Source organism: Acetobacter sp. DmW_136 (genome assembly GCF_008690365.1).
Lineage (GTDB): Bacteria > Pseudomonadota > Alphaproteobacteria > Acetobacterales > Acetobacteraceae > Acetobacter > Acetobacter oryzifermentans.
This window is the reverse complement of record NZ_VHON01000090.1, coordinates 1-308: the sequence shown is the minus strand read 5'-3', so window position 1 is coordinate 308 and position 308 is coordinate 1. Positions and strand designations below refer to the sequence as shown.

The following is a 308-nucleotide window of genomic DNA, read 5'->3' as shown; positions in this document are numbered from 1 at the left end:
TTTTGAATGAGAATTTTCTCAGCGTAAGGATGAGGAGATTCTGATGAAGAGTGGTCGCTTTACTGACGCCCAGATCATGGGTGTGATCCGTCAGGCTGAGGGCGGTGTCTCGGTTCCTGACCTGTGCCGGGAGCATGGGATCAGCAACGTCACGTTTTACCGGTGGCGCGCGAAATATGGCGGTATGGATGCTTCGATGATCAGTCAGATGAAGGCTCTGGAAGAGGAGAACCGTCGGCTGAAGCGCATGTATGCGGATCTGAGCATGCAGACGGATATCCTGAAGGAAGCCCTTGGAAAAAAATGAA

Annotated in this window: 1 pseudogene; it reads left to right on the top strand. The window is 51.9% G+C overall.

The window, feature by feature from the left end:
* Window positions 1-43: 43 nt before the first annotated feature.
* Window positions 44-304, top strand: a pseudogene (locus FKW31_RS15785) (transposase); the annotation flags it as partial.
* Window positions 305-308 lie beyond the last annotated feature (4 nt).